18 protein-coding genes are annotated in these 22,474 nt (G+C 69.9%); 6 read left to right on the top strand and 12 right to left on the bottom strand.

Annotated features, from left to right (window positions below):
* From ACIHCM_RS27685 to ACIHCM_RS27675, 3 genes are all read right to left on the bottom strand, one after another.
* A partial coding sequence (locus ACIHCM_RS27685) for an amino acid adenylation domain-containing protein (protein ID WP_399901237.1) occupies positions 1 to 2,016 on the bottom strand: 2,016 nt, incomplete at its 3' end.
* Positions 2,017 to 2,145: 129 nt separating this feature from the next.
* Entirely contained in the window at positions 2,146 to 2,964 is an 819-nt protein-coding gene (locus tag ACIHCM_RS27680; RefSeq protein ID WP_399901234.1) for a Rossmann-like domain-containing protein, read from the bottom strand.
* Between the two features lie 21 nt (positions 2,965 to 2,985).
* Positions 2,986 to 4,740 carry a B12-binding domain-containing radical SAM protein gene (locus tag ACIHCM_RS27675; RefSeq protein ID WP_399901231.1) on the bottom strand — a complete coding sequence of 585 codons (1,755 nt, stop codon included), beginning with the start codon at positions 4,738 to 4,740 and terminating at the stop codon, positions 2,986 to 2,988.
* A gap of 571 nt (positions 4,741 to 5,311) precedes the next feature.
* On the opposite strand from ACIHCM_RS27675, the gene ACIHCM_RS27670 reads away from it, so the two are divergent.
* Genes ACIHCM_RS27670 through ACIHCM_RS27660 form a run of 3 tightly spaced genes read left to right on the top strand, consistent with a single transcriptional unit; the run spans position 5,312 to position 8,723 of the window.
* Positions 5,312 to 7,198, top strand: a complete 1,887-nt coding sequence (locus ACIHCM_RS27670; RefSeq protein ID WP_399901228.1) for an HAD-IIIC family phosphatase — start codon at positions 5,312 to 5,314, stop codon at positions 7,196 to 7,198.
* Positions 7,195 to 7,434 carry an acyl carrier protein gene (locus tag ACIHCM_RS27665; RefSeq protein ID WP_399901225.1) on the top strand — a complete coding sequence of 80 codons (240 nt, stop codon included), beginning with the start codon at positions 7,195 to 7,197 and terminating at the stop codon, positions 7,432 to 7,434. The genes ACIHCM_RS27670 and ACIHCM_RS27665 overlap by 4 nt, the downstream gene beginning before the upstream one ends.
* Complete coding sequence (locus ACIHCM_RS27660; RefSeq protein ID WP_399901222.1) at positions 7,431 to 8,723, top strand: cation:proton antiporter; 1,293 nt, start codon at positions 7,431 to 7,433, stop codon at positions 8,721 to 8,723. The genes ACIHCM_RS27665 and ACIHCM_RS27660 overlap by 4 nt, the downstream gene beginning before the upstream one ends.
* A gap of 189 nt (positions 8,724 to 8,912) precedes the next feature.
* Here ACIHCM_RS27660 and ACIHCM_RS27655 read toward each other — a convergent pair whose 3' ends face one another.
* Both ACIHCM_RS27655 and ACIHCM_RS27650 read right to left on the bottom strand, forming a co-directional pair.
* The gene (locus ACIHCM_RS27655; protein WP_399901219.1) at positions 8,913 to 10,253 is read right to left on the bottom strand and encodes a class I SAM-dependent RNA methyltransferase; all 1,341 of its coding nucleotides are present in this window, start codon (positions 10,251 to 10,253) and stop codon (positions 8,913 to 8,915) included.
* Positions 10,254 to 10,363: 110 nt separating this feature from the next.
* Entirely contained in the window at positions 10,364 to 12,412 is a 2,049-nt protein-coding gene (locus ACIHCM_RS27650) for an APC family permease (protein ID WP_399901217.1), read from the bottom strand.
* A gap of 451 nt (positions 12,413 to 12,863) precedes the next feature.
* Between ACIHCM_RS27650 and ACIHCM_RS27645 the strand changes: the two genes are divergently transcribed.
* Both ACIHCM_RS27645 and ACIHCM_RS27640 read left to right on the top strand, forming a co-directional pair.
* Entirely contained in the window at positions 12,864 to 13,535 is a 672-nt protein-coding gene (locus ACIHCM_RS27645; RefSeq protein ID WP_385386442.1) for an NAD-binding protein, read from the top strand.
* Positions 13,535 to 14,212: a potassium channel family protein gene (locus tag ACIHCM_RS27640; protein WP_393106754.1), complete on the top strand. Its 678-nt coding sequence runs from the start codon at positions 13,535 to 13,537 to the stop codon at positions 14,210 to 14,212. The genes ACIHCM_RS27645 and ACIHCM_RS27640 overlap by 1 nt, the downstream gene beginning before the upstream one ends.
* 1,016 nt (positions 14,213 to 15,228) lie before the next feature.
* Here the strand turns inward: ACIHCM_RS27640 and ACIHCM_RS27635 are convergent.
* The 7 genes from ACIHCM_RS27635 to ACIHCM_RS27605 form a co-directional block, all read right to left on the bottom strand.
* On the bottom strand, positions 15,229 to 15,966 hold the full coding sequence (locus tag ACIHCM_RS27635; protein WP_399901214.1) for a DUF3159 domain-containing protein: 738 nt from the start codon (positions 15,964 to 15,966) through the stop codon (positions 15,229 to 15,231).
* Between the two features lie 3 nt (positions 15,967 to 15,969).
* Positions 15,970 to 16,368 carry an OB-fold nucleic acid binding domain-containing protein gene (locus ACIHCM_RS27630; protein ID WP_385386436.1) on the bottom strand — a complete coding sequence of 133 codons (399 nt, stop codon included), beginning with the start codon at positions 16,366 to 16,368 and terminating at the stop codon, positions 15,970 to 15,972.
* A gap of 133 nt (positions 16,369 to 16,501) precedes the next feature.
* The gene (locus ACIHCM_RS27625; RefSeq protein ID WP_399901210.1) at positions 16,502 to 17,215 is read right to left on the bottom strand and encodes a response regulator; all 714 of its coding nucleotides are present in this window, start codon (positions 17,213 to 17,215) and stop codon (positions 16,502 to 16,504) included.
* Complete coding sequence (locus ACIHCM_RS27620; protein WP_399901208.1) at positions 17,209 to 19,749, bottom strand: ATP-binding protein; 2,541 nt, start codon at positions 19,747 to 19,749, stop codon at positions 17,209 to 17,211. Before ACIHCM_RS27620 ends, ACIHCM_RS27625 begins: the two co-directional genes overlap by 7 nt.
* A gap of 219 nt (positions 19,750 to 19,968) precedes the next feature.
* Complete coding sequence (locus tag ACIHCM_RS27615; RefSeq protein ID WP_399901205.1) at positions 19,969 to 20,733, bottom strand: DUF3710 domain-containing protein; 765 nt, start codon at positions 20,731 to 20,733, stop codon at positions 19,969 to 19,971.
* A 1-nt stretch (position 20,734) separates the two neighbouring features.
* The gene (dut, locus tag ACIHCM_RS27610) at positions 20,735 to 21,286 is read right to left on the bottom strand and encodes a dUTP diphosphatase (protein WP_399901203.1); all 552 of its coding nucleotides are present in this window, start codon (positions 21,284 to 21,286) and stop codon (positions 20,735 to 20,737) included.
* Positions 21,283 to 21,867, bottom strand: a complete 585-nt coding sequence (locus ACIHCM_RS27605) for a PaaI family thioesterase (protein ID WP_399901200.1) — start codon at positions 21,865 to 21,867, stop codon at positions 21,283 to 21,285. Before ACIHCM_RS27605 ends, dut begins: the two co-directional genes overlap by 4 nt.
* A gap of 110 nt (positions 21,868 to 21,977) precedes the next feature.
* On the opposite strand from ACIHCM_RS27605, the gene ACIHCM_RS27600 reads away from it, so the two are divergent.
* Complete coding sequence (locus ACIHCM_RS27600; protein ID WP_399901198.1) at positions 21,978 to 22,448, top strand: DUF3093 domain-containing protein; 471 nt, start codon at positions 21,978 to 21,980, stop codon at positions 22,446 to 22,448.
* The last annotated feature ends 26 nt before the right edge of the window (positions 22,449 to 22,474 follow it).

Raw genomic sequence — 22,474 nt, 5'->3', positions numbered from 1 at the left:
CTCCGGAAAGACCGTCCGCAGACTCTCATGCCGGCCCACCACATCACCCAGCGCCGCCCGCAACGCCTCCCGGTCCAACTCTCCCGAAAGCCGCAATGCCAACGGAATGTTGTAGGCGGGCGAGTCCTCCAACTTCTGGAGGAACCACAGCCGCCGCTGCGCGTACGACAGCGGCACCGGCTCGGGCCGCTCCATGGGCCGCACCGGCGGACGCACCGCCCCCGAGCTGTCGAGCCGGCGGGACAGCCCCTCCACGGTGGGCGCCTGGAACAGCATGCGGATGGTCAGCTCCGCGCCCAGGGTGGCCCTGATGCGGTTGATCAGACGCGTGGCCATGAGCGAGTGGCCACCGAGGTCGAAGAAGCTCTCGTCGACGCCCACGGACGGCAGACCGAGGACCTCGGCGAAGAGGTCGCAGAGGATCTCCTCCTGCGGATTGCGGGGCCGACGGCCCATCGAGATCATCCCGGCGTCGGGTTCCGGCAGCGCGGCGCGGTCAAGCTTGCCGTTCGCGTTCAGCGGGAAGGCGTCCAGGACGGCGAAGGCGGACGGGACCATGTGGTCCGGCAGCCGCCGCTGGAGGTAGTCACGCAGCAGCCTGGCGAAGGCGAACTCGCGTTCCGCCAGCTCCTCGCCCTGCTCCGCTATGACGTATCCGACCAGACGCTTGTCCCCGGGCTGGTCCTCGCGCAGGGCCACCACGGCCCGGTCGACGGCGGGGTGCTCGGCCAGAACGGATTCGATCTCGCCGAGCTCGATACGGAAACCGCGCAGCTTCACCTGGCCGTCGGCGCGGCCCATGAACTCCAGGCGGCGGTCCGAGCGCCAGCGGACCAGGTCGCCGGTCCGGTACATCCGCTCGCCCGGCTCGCCGAAGGGGTTGGCCACGAACCGGGAAGCGGTCAGGCCGGGACGGGCCAGATAACCGCGGCCGAGGCCGGCCCCGGCGACGTACAGCTCGCCGGTGACTCCGGGGAGCACAGGACGCAGCTGGGCGTCCAGGACGAAGACCCGTGAGCCGTCGACCGGACGGCCGATCGACGGAACGTTTCCGTCCGGTTCCACGTAGCCGGTGGTGGCGTGGACCGTGGTCTCGGTCGGCCCATAGACGTTGACCGCGCGGCAGCCGGGCAGCACCTCGTTCAGGTCGGAGACGGCGCGCGCCGACAGGGCCTCGCCACCGAACACCACACGGCGCAGGGCGAGCCGGGACCAGATGTCGGCATCGGCATCGGCACCGGCGGCCAGCAGCTCGTCGAAGGCGGACGGCGTCTGACTGAGGATGGTGACCCGTTCCCGGGCGAGCAGCTGAAGCAGCTCACCCGGTGAACGACTGACGTCACGGGGCACGACCACGACCCGCGCCCCGGTGAGGAGAGCTCCCCAGATCTCCCACACCGAGAAGTCGAAGGCGTACGAGTGGAACCACGCCCAGGCATCCGAGGGGCCGCAGTCCAGCCAGTGGTCCTCGCGCCGGAAGAGCCGCGCCACGTTGGCATGGGTGGTGACCACGCCCTTCGGGACGCCGGTCGACCCGGAGGTGTAGATAACGTAGGCCGCCTGGGCGGCGTCACGAGCACCGCCGCGCTCGTCGTCGCCGATCGGTCCGCCGTCCGAGCCGGCCAGGTCGGCGGCGGTGTCCGGATGGTCCAGCGTGAGGACGGGGACGTCGAGAGCGGGCAGGCCGGGCGCCGACGCGCCGTCGGCGAGGAGGCAGACGGGCGCGGCGTCGCGGACGATCAGCGAGACCCGCTCGGCCGGATACTCCGGGCTGATGGGCACGTACGCGGCGCCCGACTTGAGCACCGCAAGGACGGCGACGACGGTGTCCACGCTCCTGCCGAGCGCCAGCGCGACCATGCGCTCGGGCCCCGCGCCACCGGCCAGCAGCTGGCGGGCCAACCGATTGGCCTGAGCGTCGAGTTCGGCATAGGAGAGCCGCTGGTCGCCGCACGCCACCGCTATCGCGGACGGATTGCGCCGCACCTGCTCCTCGAACAGTTCAGCGAGGCTCATGTCTTGCACTCCTAGCGACGATTCAGCGGCTGCGCCACCGTCGGATCGAATGATGATCGTATCAACAACAAATCGAACTGCCCCTTGGCAACGCTACTTTGATGTAGCGTCAGAGAGCGCGCCGGTTTTTCAGCGAGCGTCCTTGCGGTGAATCTCCAGCGTCGAGGGACCCTGGAAGAGATACTGCGGCTGCGGCTCGGCGATGACCGCGTCGATGCCGATGGTCCGGCAGTATTCCTGGGCGAAATGACAACCCGACACCGCGAACACCACGAGCCTGGTTGCGTGTTGATTGGCCGTCAGGACGAGTTCTTCAAGCGTTTCACTGGCCAGGGTCTCCCCGCAGACCAGGGCGACATCGCTCTCCGCGACAAGCCTCGCGCTGTCATCGCCGGACACCACGGGGACACCGAGGACCCCGTGTTCGATCAGCTCCGGGTCGAAGTCGCTCGCGGTGATGGTGACGCCCTCCCGCTGGAGGACATGGATCAGATTGCCCATCACCCCGACCTGGGCGACACGACGCCCCCCGGTCCGCCGGAGCTGCTCCATCGCCTCACCCACCACCACCTCGGCCCGGGCCAGCGCCTTGCGCTCCGGGGTGCCGTCGAGAGTCAGCGTCCGGTACGGGTCGCGGGGCAGTACGCCGAAGGCGGCGTCGAGGATCGCTATGTCCTCCGCGAGCGTGCCGCCGCGCACCTCGCGCGCGTCCCGGCCGATCAGCGCGTCGTGCGACTTGCCGAGGCCGACCGTCCCGAAATCGGCGTAACAGCAGCCCTGGCGCACGGTCTGCGCCATGACGAAGCTGTACACCATGAACCGCTCGTACGCGGTGGGCTGGGACCGGTAGTCCACCCCCCACATGCTGCGCAGCAGGAAATCCTCGTCGGGGAGTCCCTTGCTGCGCTCGGCCACCACCGCGCGCAGCGTGTCCAGAATCTTCTCCATGCCTCTGACTCCCTCATGCCCTCATGCGGTGACCGCTGCGGTGGTCCTGGTCCCCGGCTCGGCGGAGTTGCGCACGGAGCCCCAGCGCTTCGCGGTGGCCTCGTGGATGTACCAGACCTCGTCCTCGCTCAGCCGCTGGGAGACCACACCGGGGAACGCCTCCTCGAAGAAGGTGTACGGCGGGCGGTTCTCCACGTCCGGCGAGTGGTAATCGAGCTTCTCCGTCATCCCGTGCGCCCTGGTGATGGGCGTGCCGGGGTGGTACGTCAGGATGTTGGGGCTGGCCAGCATCAGCAGCCCGTCATCGATGAGCCGCCCGACCTCGGCGACCGTCTCCTCGATGGTCTCTCTCGTCTCGCCCTCAAGGCCGAACAGCACCGAGCTGCCGACCGGGATTCCGGCGTCCCGGATGCGATCCAGGGCCATACGGACCTTGGCCTTCCAGGGGAAGTCGGCGATACGCCGGACGTTCTTGTGCACATGCTGCATCACCTCGGCCGACATGCTCTCGATGCCCATGTAGAGGTAGGTGCAGCCGGCCTCGCGGAGCATGCCCAGGACCTCACGGACGTCCTGCTCCTTGTGCAGCGTGGTCAGCAGGTCGGCCGTCACCTGACAGCCGAACTGGAGGTTCCGCAGGCGCTCCCAGTCATCTTCGCCTCTGATCCACTTGCGGCAGCGCTCGGGCAGTTCCTCGGGCCCCGACGCCGTGCGGGCCGCCCGGAGCGCTTCGCAGAAGGCGCGGATGGCCGGGAAGGTGCCGCTCCAGAAGATGGAGTCGTCGAAGAAGACGGCCTCCGCGCCGTAACTCACGTACTCGCAGACCCGCTCCAGCGCCGCCTCGGCCGGCGACTTGCCGAAGCGCTTGAGGCCTCCCGCGAGCACGGCCGACTCCGAGCAGAAGTCGCAGTGGTACGGGCACGCGTTGGAGACGGTCATATGGGCCGTACGGGCGGGGCTGCCGTCGGCCAGCGGGAAGACGGGGAAGCGGGAGCGCACGGCGAAGCCCTGGTACGGGGAGGGCAGGTCGGCCAGATCGAACTTGGGACCACGGACGGGAAAAGCGTGCACAGCCTCCGCCTGCACGGCGCAGATGAGCGACGACCCGGGTACTCGCTCACCGGCGGCACCCAGCAGGTCGAGCATCCGCACGACATCGGCGACGTCGGCCCGGGTGCGCCCCAGGTCCATGGCCAGGGCGATGGCCCTCATCAGCAGGTCGAGCGCGAAATACCCCTCGCCGGACACCAGGAAGTCCACGACGGGGCCGACCCTGCGGTCATCGATCGCGCGCAGGGTGCTGCTGTACTCCAGCGCGAGGGTTCCCGTCGCGGGCAGGTACCGCATGGTCTCGTCGATGTGACGGCCACCGAACACCACCAGGCAGTCGGGCACCACCTCGCGGGCGATGGCGGCCATCTCCAGCGCGTAGCGGTGGCCGGGCGAGACCGTGCTGATCAGCAGGACCCGCGGGCGGCGGCGGGAGAGTTCGGCGCGCAGATCGGCTTTGGCCTGCCCGTCCCACACTCGGGGATCGAAGACGGTGTGGTCGGGTGTGCTGTCGTGCTCGCCCCACGGGCGCAGACCGTGTTCCGCGGTCAGCCGCTGCCTCTTCGTCACCGGGGTGCCCCAGTCCGGGCAGAGGTCGGAGAAGGGCGACTCGGCTCCCGCACCGTGCCGGGCCGAACGGAGTCCGTTGTCCACGACGACGCTCAGTGCGGCGTAGAGGCACATGGGATCGCCGGGGTAGGTGATCTCACCCTCCTCCGAGGTCATCACCGGAGCGAGCGCGGCGAGCACCGGGAACCGTCGCGCGTTCCAGTCGATCCGTGTTGGATCACCGTGCCCCGAAGCGGCCGCCAACTCTTCGAGCCGACGCTTCCTCAGGTGCGCAAGTTGTGTTACAGCCTGCCTATGTGACGCCTCCTCACCGCCGTTGACTTCGGCGTAACAGGAGTGGACGGAGATATGCCGAGCGAGCATGAGTTTCCCTTCCGGTAAGCCCACTGGGTTCGTCGGCTTGCGGTGAGCGGGACGAGCGTGGGAGCACCGACAGAGTGGCCAAGGAGCCAACGGGGCGTGGAGTTCAGGGCCTTGACGGCCGGGTCGGAGGCACGTCGATGCTGGTGCAGGCCTCATCGACTCTTGTCACGGCCGTACACGGTCCCGTCACCACAGTCCCCCAACTGGCGCTGCCCGTCTGCTGGTCTCCGGAGGCAGGAATCCACCGGTCGGCGAGCAATGGTTTTGGATCTTACATGCCCGAACGAGATCCCTGGCGACTCACTACTGACCGGTTACGATCATGTCGCTGTGTCAGTTTCCGTTATACGACAAGGAGTTACGAGTGACCGCGTCGCCACTCGATCGCCTGCGTACCCTTGCCGCCCAGGGCGGCCTCGCCGAACACTACGGCTCCGTGGCCGGAATCCTGGCCGACCTGGCGCCGGACGGACGTCCGGCCGACCTGATTCGCGCCGGCACGCTGCTGAAGCGACTGGATCCCGACCGGATCAGGGAACACCATCCCGAGACGGAGGTGGTGTCGCTGGCGGTGACCGGCTGGTCCACTCTCGACGGGCTGGTCGCTCCGCTGACAGCCGAACTGGCCAGGCACGGCTGGGTGTTCCGCCCGCGCCTGAGCGATTTCGCGGCCTACCGCAAGGACCTCGGCGACACGGCGAGCCCGCTCTACACCGAGAACTTCGAGGCCGTGCTCTGCCTGCTCGACGCACAGGCGGTGTTCGACCGGCTCCCCGGGCCGTGGACCGCCTCCGACGTGGAGAAGGCGGCCTCCGAGTTCGGCACCGAACTCGAGGAACTCACCGAGCGCTTCCTCACCGAGGGATCCGGACGCCTAGTGCTCAACACGATCGTGCTGCCCCGATCGCTCAGTCATCAGTTCGTCGATCACGCGACACGCTGCCAGATCGGCGTAAATTGGCGGGAACTGAACATCCGTCTGCTGAAGCTCGCCGCCCGTTCCGATCGTGTCGCGGTCATCGACATGGAACAGCTGGTCGCCGCGAGCGGGTCCCTCAGCGACGCGCGGATGGCCCAGTACGCGAAGGCGCGCTTCAGCGACGAACTGCTCGCCGCCTACGCCCGCGAAGTCACCCATCTCATCCGTGCGTTCCGCGGCCGAAGCAAGAAGGTGCTGGCCGTGGACCTCGACAACACCTTGTGGGACGGCGTACTGGGCGACGACGGCCCGGACCGCGTCGCCGCTGCCTCCACACTGCGCGGCGAGGCCTTCGGCGCCTTCCAGCGCGTCGTTCGTCAACTGGCCTCCCAGGGCGTACTACTGGCCGTCTGCAGCAAGAACGACGACGATCTGGTGAGCCAAGTGCTTTCTGAGCACTCAGATATGACGTTACGTCAGTCAGATTTCGCCAAGGTCGTCGCCAACTGGCAGCCCAAGGACGCCAATCTGCGCCTCATCGCCGAAGCGCTCGACCTCGGCCTGGACAGCTTCGTCTTCGTCGACGACTCACCGGCCGAATGCGGCCTCGTCTCGTCGTCCCTGCCGCAAGTCGCCGTGGTACGTCTGGACGATGAACCTGCCCTGCACGTCGAGCGATTGCTCACGGACGACTGGTTCGCGACGCTCCGGCTCACCGACGAGGACCGCCGCAGGAGCGAGAGCTATCGCCACCTGGCGGGGCGTCAGAAGCTGCGTGATGCCGTCGGATCGGCGGAGTCGTATCTTCAGGAGCTCGGCGTCACTGTCTCCGTCTCGCGCGGCAAGGGCTTCGAAACCGAGCGGCTCTCGCAGCTGACGCTGCGGACGAACCAGTTCAACCTCACCGGCGAGCGCCTGAGTTCAGCCGACGTCACGGCATGGTGCGAGGATCCGGAAGGCTTGGTGCTGTCCGTGCGTTCGGCCGACCGCTTCGGCGACAACGGACTGATCGGCGCCGTCTTCGCCCGCCGCCAGGACGCCACGCTGCACATCCACAACATGCTCCTCAGCTGCCGCGTCTTCGACCGGGGCGTCGAGGCCGCTGCCATGGCGTCCCTGCTGACGTACGCCCGCGCACAGGGGCACACGGCCGTCACCGGCACGTACCGCGCGACCGAGCGCAACCGCCGGTTCGCGGACTTCTACCCCTCGCTGGGCTTCGTCCGCAGCGGCGGCAACGAGGCCTCGGCCGAATTCCGCCACAGCCTCGAAGAGCTGCCCGGCGTCCCCGGTCATATCCAGCTCAGCACCGACCTCAAGGAGCCTTCGTGATCAGCCGCTCGGCATTTCTGGAGATCGTGCGCGACGAGCTCGGACTACCCCTGGCCGAGTCGGAACTGGGGACGGATTTCGACCAGTTGCTGCACTGGGAATCGCTTCATGTGCTGCGCCTCGTGGTGGCACTGGAGCGTGAGACGGGTCACCGCCTGCCCGTGAGCCGGCTGATCACCGAGCAGTCGCTCGAAGGCGTGTATCAGCGAGTCATCGAGGCCGGAGCCCACCCGTGACGGCCTCGCAGACGGTGTACCTCCTCCTGGACCTCGCCCTCATCCTCGGTATGGCTCGCGTCATGGGCGCGGTGGCGCGTGCCCTGGGCCAGCCGGCGGTCATCGGCGAGATCCTCGCCGGTGTACTGCTGGGGCCCACCCTGTTCGGCGAACATCTCTCCGGGGCTCTCTTCCCAACCGAGGTGCGGCCCCTGCTGAGTGCGCTCGCCGGTGTGGGTGTCGCGCTCTTCATGTTCCTCGTCGGCATGGAGCTCGATCTCGGCATCCTGCGCGGAGGAGGCCCGGTCACCCTGTGGGCGACCCTCTTCTCGACCGTGCTGCCGCTGGGTCTGGGCGCAGCGCTCGCGTGGCCGCTGATGGAGTCGCACCACCACCACGGTTCCTCCGTCGGCTTCGTGCTGTTCTTCGCGGTCTCGATGGCCGTGACGGCGTTCCCCGTGCTGGCCAGGATCATCGCCGACCGAAAGCTGGCCCACACACGGCTCGGCACGACCGCCTTGACCTGCGCGGCGATCACCGACCTTCTGGCCTGGACCATGCTGGCGGTGGTCGTGGCCGTCGCCACGGGCGAACGCCTCGACTGGCGGATCGCGCTGCTGGTGCCGTACGTCGCCCTGATGGTCGCCGTCGTCCGCCCACTGCTCCGGCGGGCAAGCGAACGGGGCAAGGCCATGGATGCCGACGGTCCGGGCCCCGACAGGAACTTCCTGGCCCTGGTGCTGGGCGGGCTCCTCATCTCGGCTGCCTGCACCGAGTGGCTGGGCCTGCACTACATCTTCGGAGCGTTCCTGTTCGGCGCCGTCATGCCCCGGGGCAGCGGCGGCACCCTGCGCGACGGGGTACTGCAGCGGATCGAGCCACTGTGCGGCCTGCTCCTGCTCCCCGTCTACTTCGTGCTGTCGGGGCTCAAGGTCGATCTCTCCCAACTGGACGCCTCGGACTTCGGAGAGCTGGCCGCCATCCTCGTCGTGGCCGTGACCGGCAAGTTCCTCGGCGCGTACCTCGGAGCTCGCCTAGGTGGCCTCGACAGCCGTCACGCCGCCGCGCTCGGCGCCCTGCTGAACACACGAGGGCTCACCGAACTGGTGGTGCTCGGTGTGGGCCTGGAGCTGGGCGTGCTGGACGACAAGCTGTACTCCCTGATGGTGGTGATGGCGGTGGTGACCACGGCGGTGACCGGGCCGCTCCTCAGCCGCATCCTTCCTACCGGGACGGCCGATTCCACCGCGCTCGCATTGCCTGCTGCTGACCTGGCGACGGCCTCGCGGGCCGAACGGCACGCTGACTGAAGGAAGACCCACGAGCGGAACGGCCTTGACCGCCCCCATGCACGCCCAGCGCCTGGGGAGAACGAGCGTCCAGAATGGTTCGCGCAGGCTGAGCGAAGACACGAGGACCACCTCTCATCCTTCCCGGGCCCTCGTGGCAAGCACGTCGACGTACTGCACCGAAACCTGGACAATCAGAAGATTCGCAGATCAGGCGCTCTTAAGCGCAGGCTCCAGGATCGCAACGCACTCCACGTGCGACGTCATCGGAAACAGATCGAACGCCCGCAACATCCGCACCCGATACCCCCCGTCCCGGAAGTACCCCAGATCCCGCGCCAACGCCGCCGGATCGCACGCCACATACGCGATCCGCCGGGCGCCGAGCGACACCAGGTGCTCCACCGTCTTGCGGCCCGCCCCGGCCCGGGGTGGGTCCAGGACGACGAGGTCGACCTCCGTGATACCGGTGCGCGGCAGGATCGACTCGACCTTGCCCTGCTCGATGCGCACGCGGTCGAAGTCGGCGAGGTTGTGCCGCGCGTCCTCCACCGCCCGCTTGCCGGACTCGATGCCGAGGACCGCGCCCTTCTCGCCGACCCGGTCGGCCAGTGCGCCCGCGAACAGGCCGACGCCGCAGTACAGGTCGAGCGCCATGTCGCCCTTGCGCGGCAACAGGCCCTGCATGACCGCCGTCACCAGCGTCTCGGCCGCCTTCGGGTGGACCTGCCAGAAGCCGCCGGAACCGACCCGGTAGGTACGGTCGTCCGCCCGCTCCCTGACGAAGGGCCGGCCGTGGACGCGATGCACGCCCCCGTCCTTCTCCCCGACCCGCATCACCGACACCGGCCGGTCCAGCTCGACGATCGGCAGCCGTGCCCCCGGCCGCGGCGTCAGGATCACCTGCCGGTCCTGCGAGCCGGTCGCCGCGATCGCCTCGACCGACGCCATCCCGGGCCACTCACGCTTCTCGATGCCCAGCTCACTGACGCCCTCGGCGGCGATCATGCAGTGGTCGATCGGCTCCACCTCGTGCGAGCGGTGCCGGCGCAGCCCCGCACGCCCCGAGGCGTCCACGGCGTACTGCACCCGTGTCCGCCACTGCGGCACCTGCCCCGCCGGCAGTTTGTCACCCTCGGCCGGCATCACCGTGCCGTCCCAGCCCGCTTCCTCGGGCGTGAGCCCGGCGAGCCGCTGCAACTGCTCCGCGACGACCTCGCCCTTCAGCCGCCGCTGCGCCCCCGGCTTGGCGTGCTGCCAGTCGCAGCCGCCGCACCGGCCGGGGCCGGCGTAGGGGCAGGGCGCCTCGACACGGTCCTTGGACGCCGTGAGCACCTCGACCGCGTCGGCCCGCAGGAAACGCGCGCCCTCCTCGCCCTCGGTCACCCGGGCGACGACCCGCTCACCGGGCAGCGTGTGCCGGACGAAGAGCACCTGGCCCGCGTCGGTGCGCGCGATGCAGTGCCCACCATGGGCGACGGGGCCGACCTCGACCTCGTACTCCTCCCCCACGAGCGACCCCGCCTGCGGTTTCTTCGGTTCTGCCTGCATGGCGGGGGCGCTCCAGATGCGAGAGGGGGTACGACCGGACAACAGCCCACCAGTCTACGTGCTCCCGGGCACCCCGACGCCGGGCGCCGACGGCGGGGCACCGGGCCCGCTCACTCCTTGCCGCTCGGCTCCTTGGGCCGCTCCTGTGCCGGTCCGCGCCGCACCGATCCCGGCGCGTTCCAGTCCTGCCGCTTCCGTGCCCGCTTCTTCGCCACCTCGGACGACGCCAGCTGATAGGGCACCGACGTCACCATCACGCCCGGCGTGAAGAGCAGCCGCCCCTTCAGCCGCAACGCGCTCTGGTTGTGCAGCAGATGCTCGTACCAGTGCCCGACCACGTACTCCGGGATGATCACGGACACCACGTCCCGCGGCGACTCCCGCCGCAGGCTCTTCACGTACTCGATGACCGGCCGCGTGACCTCGCGGTACGGCGAGTCCAGCACCTTCAGCGGGACGGTGATCCCGCGCCGTTCCCACTCCTCGCGCAGCACCTTGGTGTCGGCCGGGTCGACGTTGACGCTGAGTGCCTCGAGGGTGTCCGCCCGCAGCAGCTTGGCGTAGGCGAGGGCCCGCAGCGCCGGGCGGTGGATCTTGGAGATGAGGACCACCGAGTGGATCCGCGCCGGCCGGACGCTGTCGTCGCTCGGCCCGTCGGGGGCGGCGAGTTCCTTGGACACGTGGTCGTAGTGGCGGCGGATCGCGGTCATGGTCACGTAGAAGATCACCATGCCGAGCAGCGCCACCCAGGCGCCGTGGGTGAACTTGGTGACCAGCACGACGACCAGCACCAGGGCGGTGAAGAAGGCGCCGAAGGTGTTGATCGCGCGCGAGCGGACCATGTGGCGGCGCTTGGCGGGATCGGTCTCGGTGGCCAGGTGGCGGTTCCAGTGCCGGACCATGCCGGTCTGGCTGAGGGTGAAGGAGACGAACACACCGACGATGTACAGCTGGATCAGGCGCGTGGAGTCGGCGCCGTAGACCCAGACCAGCAGCGCGGCGGCGCCGGCCAGCAGCACGATGCCGTTGGAGAAGGCGAGGCGGTCACCGCGTGTGTGCAGCTGGCGCGGAAGGTAGCGGTCCTGGGCGAGGATCGAGCCGAGCACCGGGAAGCCGTTGTACGCCGTGTTCGCGGCGAGGAAGAGCACCAGCGCGGTGGCCGCGGCCAGCACGACGAACAGGAAGCTGCCCCTGCCGAACACCGCCTCGGCGACCTGCGAGATCACCGGGTTCTGGACGTAGTCGGAGCCGACGGGAACGCCGTTGTCGAGCAGGTCGTGGGCCGGGTTCTCGGCCATCCGCACGTTGGAGGCCATGGCGAGGCCGATGATGCCGCAGAACATGGTGACGGCCAGCAGGCCCATCAGCGCCAGCGTGGTCGCGGCGTTGCGCGACTTGGGCTTGCGGAAGGCCGGGACGCCGTTGGAGATCGCCTCTACGCCGGTGAGTGCGGCGCAGCCGGAGGAGAAGGCCCGCAGCAGCAGGAAGACCAGGGCGAAGCCCGCGAGGCCCTGGTGCTCGGGCTTGATCTCGAAGTCGGCCGTGGGCGCCCGCATCGTGTCGCCCAGCACCAGACCGCGGAAGGAACCCCAGGTGATCATGATGAAGACGCCGCCGACGAAGACGTACGTCGGAATCGCGAACAGCTTGCCCGACTCCTTGACCCCGCGCAGGTTCATCAACGTCAGCAGCACGATCACCGCCATCGCGCAGAACACCTTGTGCTCCACGACGAACGGGATCGCCGAGCCGAGGTTCTCGATGCCGGAGGAGATGGAGACGGCGACGGTCAGGACGTAGTCGACGAGCAGGGCGCTGGCGACGGTGAGACCGGCCTTGGGGCCGAGGTTGGTGGTCGCGACCTCGTAGTCACCGCCTCCGCTCGGGTAGGCGTGGACGTTCTGCCGGTAGGAGGCGACGACCGTGAACATCAGCACGACCACCGCGGCGGCGATCCAGGGGCTGAAGTGGTAGGCCGACAAACCCGCGATGGACAGGACCAGCAGCACCTCGCCGGGCGCGTACGCCACGGAGGAGAGCGGGTCGGAAGCGAAGACGGGGAGTGCGACGCGCTTCGGCAGGAGTGTTTCTCCCAGCCGGTCACTGCGCAGCGCGCGCCCGATCAGGATCCGTTTGGGCACGTCGGTCAGTTTGGACACAACAGAGGATCGTAAGCCTTCGAACAGGGGGTCGCCCACCGGCCTCCCCAGATCTGCCCCCCGGGTGAAATACCCGGCAGGTCAGGGCACGGTTCCGACCGACACGACCATCCACATGCCTATATGACAAAACCCTTTCCGTACGACCCGTCCGTACGACCTATCGGTGCGACCTTTTCGTACGGTCTTCCCGTATGTGCTCCCTCTATGCCTGCCCCCTCTAGCCCCCCGGAGGACCCATGCCCGCGACCGCAGAGCTCATCGGCGCCACCGCCTCCCTGGTGGGACTCGGCATCCTCACCGTCCTCAGCGTCTGGAGCATCAGCCGCCGCTGATCGCCGCGAACCGTGCACAGGGGTCCCCGCCGCGTACCGCGCGTGTGTAGCTTGGTCGGCGGTCTGAGACCCTGTTTCAAACCAAGGCAACATCTCCTGACCTCGGAAGGACGGTCGTGCACATCGTCATCATGGGCTGCGGCAGAGTGGGATCCGCTCTCGCCCAGACCCTGGAGCAACAGGGGCACACGGTCGCGGTGATCGACCAGGACCCCACCGCCTTCCGACGACTGGGCTCCTCGTTCGGTGGCCGCAGGGTCACCGGCGTCGGCTTCGACCAGGACACCCTGCGCGAGGCCGGCATCGAGGAGGCGGGCGCCTTCGCCGCGGTCTCCAGCGGCGACAACTCCAACATCATCGCCGCCCGGGTGGCCCGCGAGATGTTCGGTGTCGAGAACGTCGCCGCCCGCATCTACGACCCCCGCCGCGCCGAGGTCTACCAGCGCCTCGGCATCCCGACGGTCGCCACCGTCCGCTGGACGGCGGACCAGATGCTCCGCCGGCTGCTGCCGTCCGGTTCCGAGCCGCTCTGGCGCGACCCGACCGGCGGGGTCCAGCTCGCCGAGGTGCACGCCTCCAGCGCCTGGGTCGGCCACAAGATCAGCAAGCTCCAGGAGGAGACGGGCGTCCGCGTGGCGTTCCTCACCCGGCTCGGCGAGGCCATACTGCCCACCTCGCAGACGGTGCTGCAGGAGGGCGACCTGGTGCACGTGATGATGCGCAGCGACGATGTCGAGAAGGTCGAGGCGTCGTTCGCCGAGGGACCCGAGTTGGAGGGCGGTCACTGATGCGCGTCGCCATTGCCGGAGCCGGCGCGGTCGGCCGGTCGATCGCCGGTGAGCTGCTGGAGAACGGCCACGAGGTACTGCTCATCGACAAGGCGCCGACCGCCATCTCGGTCGAGCGTGTCCCGCAGGCCGAGTGGCTGCTCGCGGACGCCTGCGAGATCACGTCATTGGACGAGGCGGCGCTCCAGCGCTGCAACGTCGTGATCGCCGCCACGGGCGACGACAAGGTGAACCTGGTCGTCTCCCTGCTGGCCAAGACGGAGTACGGCGTCCCGCGCGTCGTCGCCCGCGTCAACAACCCCAAGAACGAGTGGCTGTTCAACGAGTCCTGGGGCGTCGACGTCGCCGTCTCCACGCCTCGGCTTATGTCCGCCCTGGTCGAGGAGGCGGTCAGCGTCGGCGACCTGGTCCGTCTGCTGCGCTTCAGCCACGGCGACGCCAACCTCGTCGAGCTGACCCTGCCGGAGGAGTCGGCCCTGGCAGGTACCCAGGTCGGCGACGTGGAGTGGCCCGAGGACACCTCCCTGGTCACCATCATCCGCGGCACCCGCGTCCTCACCCCGTCCCGTGAGGACTCCCTGGAGGCAGGCGACGAACTGCTCTTCGTGGCCGCCCAGGCCCGCGAGGAGCAGCTGGAAGACCTGCTGTCGGTCCGCCGCGAACACCCCGCAGGCTGAGACCGGCCTCCACGACACCGAGGGCGCCCCGCACGTCGCGGGGCGCCCTCGCCTGTCAGGCGGGCCGGTGGCCGGAGTGCGCGGCAACTGGACACCCCCTCAGCCGCAGCACGCCGAACGCCCCCGACGTCCGCTCACCGACCCACCGAAGAAGCAGACCGGCCCACCCCATGTGCGGCGCCGGCCCCGCGCCCAGCCACCGCAAACACCCGCCCCGGCCCCGACACCTGCACACCGGCCCCCGCACAGCCCCACCGCACGCCCACCAGACCGCCCAAGACACCCGCCGAGCCGCCCACCAGGCCAAAACCTCAGCTCACCCGACCCCGCCGGAACCACGCCCGACCAGCCCGAATACACCCCGCCGACCGCCACACCGGCCCTCACACACCCGACCCGCACGCCCACCGGACCGCCCCGGACACCTGCCGCCACCGAGCCAGCCCCGACTTCAGCTCACCCCACCCGCCGGAACCACGCCCGCCCGACCAGCCTGAATACACACGCCCGACCAGCCCGAATGCATCCCGCCGACCGCGACAACGGCCCCGGCCAGTCAGCACGCTAGGCCGACCCGTCGGGCACCCCCTCGCCCAGCCCGAACGACTCCCGCCGCCCGCACTCTGGCGCAACCGACCGCCGCGAACCCTCCCGGGGAGCCCGGCCCCGCCTTCCCGTCCGCGCGAGCCGTCCCCCAGACAGCCAGCCCCACGGCCAGCCAGCACCACAGCCAGCAAACCCCTCAGCCAGCACCACAGCCAGCAAACCCCACAGCCAGCCAACCCCACAGCCAGCCAGCCCCTCAGGCTCAGAAAACGGTCGACGAGCCCGGCCACGTCCCAGACGTCACCTGACTCGCCCGAATTCCCACGGCGACCATCAGCCCGACCGCCGCACACCGGCCCGACGACCCGCACGGGGCCCGCGGTATACCCACGGCGCCCGCCGCCCGGCCGGCACACCTCCGGCCACTCCACCGGGCCCCCGGCCCAGCCGGCCAGGCCCCGGCCGGAGGCCTACTCCCCCGACCTCGCCCCGACGTCCCGCCGCTCCTCCGCCTCCCGGCGCTTCTCCTCCGCCTCCATCTCGGCGAAGACGTCGATGGGCGGCGGAGCCTTGGCCAGGAAGACCCAGGTCAGCCAGACCGCCAGTAGGAAGGGCGGAATCTTCAGCGCGACCAGCACCCAGCCGAGCTGCGTGGTGTCGGCCCACCAGTACAGCGGGAAGAGGATCGCGCACTTGGCGAGCAGGATCAGACCCCAGGCCCAGCTGGCCTTGGCGTACGCCTTCTTGCGGCCCGGGTTCCGGGTGCGCCAGGAGAGGTTCTCCTTGAAGACCGGGCCGAGCATGAGTCCGATCAGCGGGACGCCTGCCAGCGTCGTGACGATGTACGCCAGTGCCAGGCCCAGCGTGTAAAGCATGCCGGGCAGATAGAAGTCCTTGGCGTTTCCGGTCATCATCGCGAAGACGACACCGAAGGCCACGCCGAAGACACCGCTGAAGGCGTGCTTCACGGTGTCCCTCATCGCCAGGCGGACCACCACGAGCAGCACGGACACACCAAGGGCGGCGATCGCCGACAGGTGCAGATCCTTGTTGAGCGTGTAGATGGTCACGAAGAGGAGGCCAGGCAGCACCGTCTCGATCATGCCCCGCACGCCGCCGAAGGCCTCGAACAGCGCGGCCTCCGTCACTGCCCGGACTTCATGCTCCGTGTCTTCGGTGTGTTCAGTCGGCTTGTCGAGCGACGTCACCGGCTACTCCCGTCCGAGGGGTCTCAGTTCGTACTTGGGGTTGAACAGCACCCGGCGGCCCCGGCTCATCGAGATCCGGCCCGATGCGATCAGCTTGCGCCCCGGTTCTATTCCGACAATGGAGCGCCTGCCGAGCCACACCACGTCCAGGGCGGCGGAGCCGTCGAACAACTCGGCCTCCAGGGCCGGAACTCCCGCACGCGGACGCAGCGTGACCGTGCGCAAGGTACCAGTAACCGTGACGATCTGCCGGTCGTGACAGTCGCCGATGCGCGTACAGCCCGCGGTCTCGGCATCCTCCCGCAGCTCCTCGGACTCCAGGTCCTCCTGCGAAGAGGAGAGCCGGTCGAGCATGCGCCGGAACCGGCCCACCGGCTTGTCGGAACGAGGAACAGCACTCATGTCTGAAGCCTACCGGGGTGACTGACAGCAACCTACCCCCAGTCACCTACCCCGGTCCCACCGCGCGAACCGACGGCACGACCGCGACCCGAATCCCGGCCCCGAGGCCGAGGTCGCCGGCCCGTCCCCCGGCTCACTTCTCGAAGCGGTAGCCCATGCCCGGCTCCGTTATGAAGTGCTTGGGATGGGACGGATCAGCCTCCAGCTTCCGCCGCAGTTGGGCCATGTACACGCGGAGATAGTTCGTCTCCGTCCCGTACGACGGCCCCCAGACCTCCTGGAGCAGCTGCTTCTGGCTGACCAGCTTGCCGGTGTTGCGCACCAGCACCTCCAGCAGATGCCACTCCGTGGGCGTCAGCCGGACGTCCCGGCCGTCGCGGTTGACCTTCTTCGCCGCGAGGTCGACGGTGAACTCCGCCGTCTCCACGACCACCTCGTCCTCACCGGCCCCGGCGGGCTCGGCACGGCGCACCGCGGCCCGCAGCCGGGCGAGCAGTTCGTCCATGCCGAACGGCTTGGTGACGTAGTCGTCGGCGCCCGCGTCGAGCGCCTCGACCTTCTCGTCGGAGGTGTGCCGCGCCGACAGCACGATGATCGGCACCCGCGTCCAGCCGCGTAGCCCCCTGATCACCTCGACGCCGTCCATGTCGGGCAGCCCCAGGTCGAGGACCACGACGTCGGGGTGGCGGGCGGCGGCGAGCTGGAGGGCGGTGGCCCCGTCCTGGGCCGCGTCGACCTCGTACTTGCGTGCCTTGAGGTTGATCACCAGGGCGCGCACGATCTGCGGCTCGTCGTCGACCACAAGCACTCTGGGGGTCTGGGGTGCACCCCCCGCGGGACTCACCATGAGGCCTGCCTTTCTGAAGGTACGGAGAGGGACCTGGGACGCGCCCCCGCGCGAAGGGTCAGGACCATGGTGAGGCCGCCGCCGGGTGTGTCCTCGGCGTTCAGGGTGCCGCCCATCGCCTCGGCGAAGCCGCGTGCGACCGCGAGGCCGAGGCCGACCCCGGCGCCCCGGGGGGCGTCGCCGTACCGCTGGAACGGCTCGAAGATCCGCTCCTTCCCGTCGTCCGGCACCCCGGGCCCGCGGTCCACGACCCGCACCTCGACGCGGTCGGCGATGGCGCTGGCGGCGACCAGCACGGGCGTACCGTCCGGGCTGTACTTGACGGCGTTCTCCACGATGTTGGCCACCGCCCGCTCCAGCAGCCCGGCGTCCACCCGGACCATCGGCAGTGTCTCCGGCACGTCCAGGGTCACGCTGTCCTCGGGTACGCCGCCCAGCGCCATCGGCACGACCTCGTCGAGGTCGATCTCGCGGATGATCGGCGTGACCGTGCCCGTCTGCAGGCGGGACATGTCGAGCAGATTGCCGACGAGGTGGTCCAGCCGGTCGGCGCCCTTCTCGATGCCTTCGAGAAGCTCTGCCTGGTCTTCCTCGGACCACGCCACGTCGTCGGACCGCAGGCTGGAGACCGCCGCCTTGATGCCGGCGAGGGGGGTACGGAGGTCGTGGCTGACGGCGGCGAGCAGCGCCGTGCGGATGCGGTTGCCCTCGGCGAGGGCGCGCGCCTGCTCGGCCTCCTCCTGGAGGCGGCGCCGGTCCAGCACGACCACGGCCTGGGCGGCGAACGCGGCCAGCACCCGGCGGTCCTCGGCGGGCAGCACCCGGCCGGTCAGCGCCAGCGCGAGGTGGTCCCCCACCGGCATGTCCACGTCCGCGTCCTCCGGGCGCTCCAGCGGCCCGCCGGCTCCGACGCGGCCCACACAGGTCCACGGGTCGATGTCGCTCTCGCGCTCCAGCAACGCGGCCGACTCCATGCCGAAGGTCTCGCGCACCCGCTCCAGCAGGGCCTCCAGACTGGTCTCGCCGCGCAGCACGTTGCCCGCGAGGAAGGACAGGATCTCCGACTCGGCCCGCAGCCGGGCGGCTTGGTGCGTACGCCGGGCCGCGAGGTCCACCACCGACGCCACCGCCACCGCGACGCCGACGAAGATCGCGATGGCGACGATGTTCTTCGGGTCGGCGATGGTCAGGGTGTGCACCGGCGGGGTGAAGAACCAGTTCAGCAGGAACGTTCCGACGGCCGCCGACGCCAGTGCGGGCAGGAGCCCGCCGAGCAGCGCCGCCGCGACCGTCAGCGCCAGGAACAGCAGCACGTTGTTGGCGAGGCCGAGGTCGACGGCGTTCAGCAGCACCGCGAGGATGGCCGGACCGGCCAGGCCGACGGCCCAGCCCCAGATGATCCGGGACCGCCCCAGGCGTGCGCCGCGGGCGACGGGCAGTCCCCGCCCCTTGCCCGCCTCGTCGTGCGTGACGATGTGCACATCCAGATCCGGACCCGACTCCCGAGCCACCGTCGCCCCCACACCCGGCCCGAACACGTACTGCCACGCCTTGCGCCGCGACGACCCCAGCACGATCTGCGTGGCATTCACACCCCGCGCGAAATCCAGCAACGCCGCGGGTATGTCATCCCCCACCACATGATGAAACGTCCCCCCAAGATCCTCCACCAGCGTCCGCTGCACCGCCAGCTCCTTCGGCGAAGCCCCCGTCAGCCCGTCACTGCGCGCTATGTACACGGCCAGCACCTCACCCCCGGCACCCTTCTCCGCCAGCCGCGCCGCCCGCCGGATCAACGTCCGCCCCTCCGGACCACCCGTCAGCCCCACCACGATCCGCTCCCGCGAACCCCAGATCCGCGACACCCGATGCTCACTGCGGTACTGCTTCAGATACTCGTCGACCCGGTCCGCCACCCACAGCAACGCCAGCTCCCGCAACGCCGTCAGATTCCCCGGCCGGAAATAGTTCGACAGCGCCGCATCCACCTTGTCCGGCTTGTAGACGTTCCCATGCGCCATACGACGACGCAGCGCCTGCGGCGACATGTCGACAAGCTCGATCTGATCCGCCCGCCGCACCACCTCGTCCGGCACCGTCTCCTGCTGCCGCACCCCCGTGATCGACTCCACCACGTCACACAGCGACTCCAGATGCTGGATGTTCACCGTCGACACCACATCGATGCCCGCCCCGAGCAACTCCTCCACGTCCTGCCACCGCTTGGCATGACGCGAACCCGGAACATTCGTATGCGCCAGCTCGTCCACCAACGCCACCCGCGGACGACGCGCCAGCACCGCGTCCACATCCATCTCGGTGAAGATCCCGCCGCGGTACTCCAGCCGCTTGCGCGGAACCTGCTCAAGACCGTGCAGCATCACCTCGGTCCGCGGCCGGTCGTGGTGCTCGACGAAAGCCACCACACAGTCCGTGCCGCGCTCCACACGCCGGTGCGCCTCGGACAGCATGGCGTACGTCTTGCCCACACCCGGTGCCGCACCGAGGTAGATCCGAAGCTTGCCGCGTGCCATGGCCTCATTGTCCGTCTTCCGCAACTGCTGCGTACGCAGCGTCGACCTTACGGCCAACGTTCCGGGCAAAAGGGGCGACCAGGGGGCCGGAGGACGTCCTTGACGGAACTCTGACGCACCGGATCCCGGACACCGGGTATCGGACACCAGCCGCCCGGACGCCGGCACGCGAAAGGGCCGCACCCGGGCGGGGTGCGGCCCTTTCGTACAGGCGTTTGTTCAGCGGACCTCGGTGATCTCCGGTCCGCGCTGGAGCTGGCCCATGCCGCCGGAGAAGCGGGAGCTGCTCTGATCGTCCTGCTGGACGCCCTCGGGGACCATCTGCGCGTCGTTCGGCAGCTTGAGGACGATGGGGTCGCGGGGCGCCATCGGGCCCTCGCCGCGGACCACGACCGTGTCCCGGAAGATGTTCTCCAGCAGCCCGGCCGCCTGCGGCTGCACCGCGCCCTGGCCCGAGATCACACCGCGCAGGAACCAGCGGGGCCCGTCCACACCGACGAACCGGACGACCTGGAAGCCGCCCGTGCCGTCCGGCAGCTGCACCGGCACCTGGGCCCGCAGCTCCCAGCCGAGCGGGCCCTCGACCTCGTCGACGATGCCGCCCTGCTGCGTGATGCCGCCGGCGATCTCCTCGCGCACCTCGCCCCAGATGCCCTCACGCTTGGGAGCGGCGAAGGCCTGCAGCTGGATGGCGCTGTCCCTCAGGACGACGGTCGCCGCGACGATCGCGTCACCCGCGACCTCGACCCGCAGCTCCATGCCGTCGACTCCCGGCACCAGCAGCCCGCCCAGGTCGACCCGGCCCTCGGCCGCGTCCCGCACCTCGGAGCTGTCCCACGGTCCGTCGGGCCGCGGCTCCGGCTCCAGCCGCACCCGCTCGCGCCCGACCTCTTCGTCCGCCTCAGTGTCGACGCTGTCGACGACCTGCTCGGCCTCGCCGGCCGCGTCCTCGGCGGCACCCTTCTTGTTGCGACGTCCGAACACGTCACTGTCCTTCCCGGTCGGATACGACCGAAGCGTATCGATTCCCACCCGCCTTGCCGCCGACGGCGGCATGACCGCTTGTGCCGCCCCCGTCGTCCACGGCGGCATGGCCGCCGGTGGACCCGAAGCCCCCCTCGGCCCGCACCGAGCCGGGAAGCTCCGCGACCTCCTGGAAGCGAACCCTCTCGACCTGCTGGACGACCAGTTGGGCAATCCGGTCGAAGCGCTCGAACCGCACGCTTTCGCGCGGGTCGAGATTCACCACGATCACCTTGATCTCCCCACGGTACCCGGCATCAACCGTCCCCGGGGCATTCACGAGGGCGACACCGCAGCGGGCGGCGAGGCCGGAACGTGGGTGCACGAAGGCCGCGTACCCCTCAGGCAGCGCGACAGACACTCCGGTGGGCAGCACGGCCCGCTCACCCGGCGCCAGTTCACGGGCCTCGGTGGTGCGCAGATCGGCTCCCGCGTCACCGGGGTGCGCATACGTCGGAAGCGGTACGTCCGCGTCGACGCGCCGGATCAGCACGTTCACGGGGTCGTGGCTCACGGGTTCACCTCGAAGGCGCGGGCGCGCCTGGTCTGGTCGGGGTCGTTCATGGCGGCCTGGAGCTCCTCCTCGCGGCCGTGGTCGATGAAGTGATCGACCTTGACCTCGATGAAGAGGGCCTCGGCGCGGACGGCGACGGGGCCGTCGGGGCCACCTATGCGTCCGGTGGCGGAGGAGTAGATCTTCCGGCCGGCCACCGCGGTCACCCCGGCCGCGAGGTGCAGCGTGGCGCCCACCGGCACGGGCCGGACGAAGTCCGTCTCCAGCCGGCCGGTCACGGCGATGGTGCGCAGCAGCCAGTTCAGCGAGCCGAGCGTCTCGTCGAGGGCGGTGGCGAGCACGCCGCCGTGCGCGAGGCCGGGGGCGCCCTGGTGTTCGGGCCGTACGGTGAACTCGGCGGTGATCGACACCCCTTCACCCGCCCGCGCTTCCAGGTGCAGCCCGTGCGGCTGCTCGCCGCCGCAGCCGAAGCACTGCCCGTAGTGCGCCCCGAGGAGCTCACCGGGCGCGGGGGCGTCGGCATGCCGCACGGGCTTTCGCGCGTCGGCGGGAGGCGTCAGAGCTGGGGATGTACCACTCACAGCCGCAGACCTTACCCGCCCGCCCGTCTCCACCACCGCCCTGCCTGACAGCGCTGCGCGCTGGACCCCTGAGCCCGGCGGTGCGCGGGCACCGTGCCAAGCTTGACGTCATGCAGCCCTCCGCCGCCCCTTACGAAGAACGCCTCACCGCGCCCCGCACCTGGTGGCTGATCAGCTTCCTGGCCGGGGTCTCACTCGCCCTGATCCTGCTGCCCTTCGGCACGCTGCCGATGCTGGGCGGTCTGGTCGGCGGCACGGCCGCCGCCGCGGTGGCGGCGAGTTCGTACGGCTCGGTCCGTATCCGTGTGGTGGGCGGCGCCCTGATCGCGGGCGAGGCGAAGATCCCGGTCACGGCGCTGGGTGAGGCGGAGATCCTGAGCCCGGAGGAGGCCCGGGCCTGGCGCACCCACAAGGCCGACACCCGTGCCTTCATGCTGCTGCGCGCCTACATCCCGACGGCCCTGCGCGTCGAGGTCAGCGACCCCGCGGACCCGACGCCGTACCTGTACCTGTCGACGCGGGAGCCACAGCGGCTGGCGGAGGCGATCAGGTCGGCGAGGGAAGCGGCCACCGCCGCCTAGACGGCCCGGGCGCCCCGCCCCCGGCG

The sequence above is a fragment of the Streptomyces sp. NPDC052023 genome, from assembly GCF_044548465.1.
Taxonomy (GTDB): domain Bacteria; phylum Actinomycetota; class Actinomycetes; order Streptomycetales; family Streptomycetaceae; genus Streptomyces.
The sequence above is the reverse complement of the archived record's forward strand: the minus strand, read 5'-3'. Positions and strand labels throughout refer to the sequence as shown.